The organism is Pseudomonas sp. P4_C3, from assembly GCF_056402075.1.
This window is the reverse complement of record NZ_JBFUIC010000621.1, coordinates 1-1,319: the sequence shown is the minus strand read 5'-3', so window position 1 is coordinate 1,319 and position 1,319 is coordinate 1. Positions and strand designations below refer to the sequence as shown.

The 1,319-nt window shown below is 63.2% G+C and carries 1 protein-coding gene; it reads right to left on the bottom strand.

Annotated elements, in window-relative coordinates; all coding sequences use genetic code 11:
- Positions 1 to 1,319 (bottom strand): D-aminoacylase (locus AC1DVH_RS31235; protein WP_477757037.1); only part of this gene is annotated, 1,319 nt, incomplete at both ends.

Genomic DNA, 1,319 nt, shown 5'->3' with positions numbered 1-1,319 from the left:
CCATCGCGGTAGCTCAACACACCGTTGACCCATACGCCCTCGATACCTTGTGCCGCCTGCTGCGGATCGTTGAAATCGGCGATATCGCGGATGGTTGCCGGATCGAACAACACCAGGTCCGCCCAATGACCTTCGCGGATTTCGCCGCGCTCCTTCAAACCGAAGCGCGCCGCCGATAGCCCGGTCATTTTGTGCACGGCGGTGTGCAGCGGGAACAATCCTACGTCACGGCTGAAATGTCCGAGCACCCGGGGGAATGCGCCCCACAAGCGTGGGTGCGGAAACGGGTCTTCCGGCAAGCCGTCGGAGCCGACCATCGACAGCGGATGCGCGAGGATTCTGCGCACATCCGCCTCATCCATTCCGTAGTACACCGCACCGGCCGGTTGCAGTTGGCGAGCGGCATCCAGCAACGGCACATTCCATTCGGCGGCGATGTCCATCAGGTCGCGGCCGCCCATTTCCGGGTGCGGGGTCGACCAGGTGATGGTGATACGGTGGGCATCGGTAACTTGCTTGAGGTCCAGGGTCGATGAGCTCGCCGCATATGGATAGCAATCGCAACCGACCGGATGGGTTTTCGCCGCCTGTTCGAGGGACGCCAGCAGCTGTGGACTACGCCCCCAGTTACCGGCGCCGGCACATTTTAGGTGGGAAATGATCACCGGGCTTTGCGCATGACGACCGATCCGGAACGCCTCGTCCATGGCCTCCAGCACCGGTTCGAACTCGCTGCGCAAATGGGTGGTGTAGACCGCCCCGAACGCAGTCAACTCTTCAGTCAGCTGCATCACTTCCTCGGTGGACGCCGAGAAGGCGCTGGCATAGGCAAGGCCGGTGGACAGGCCCAAGGCGCCAGCCTCAAGGCTTTCGCGCAGTTGCTCGCGCATCGCGCTGATTTCATCTGCCGTGGCGGTGCGGAACAGGTCGTCCAAATGATTGCTGCGCAACGCCGTATGGCCGACCAGCGCGGCAACGTTCAGCGTGGTGTTCGCCGCTTCGACCGCCGCGCGGTAATCGCGGAAGGTCGGATAAACGAACGCAGCGGCCGTGCCCAGCAGGTTCATCGGATCTGGCGGATCGCCGCGCAAACTCACCGGTGACGCACTGATCCCGCAGTTGCCGACGATCAYCGTAGTCACGCCCTGGCTGAGCTTGGGCAGCATCTGCGGCTGACGAATCACCACGGTGTCGTCATGGGTGTGCACGTCGATGAAACCCGGCGCCAGTACATGGCCCTGCGCGTCGATTTCCTCGCGTGCACGGGCATCGCGCAAGTCGCCGATACGCTCGATGCGCCCGTCGAGAATGGCCACGTC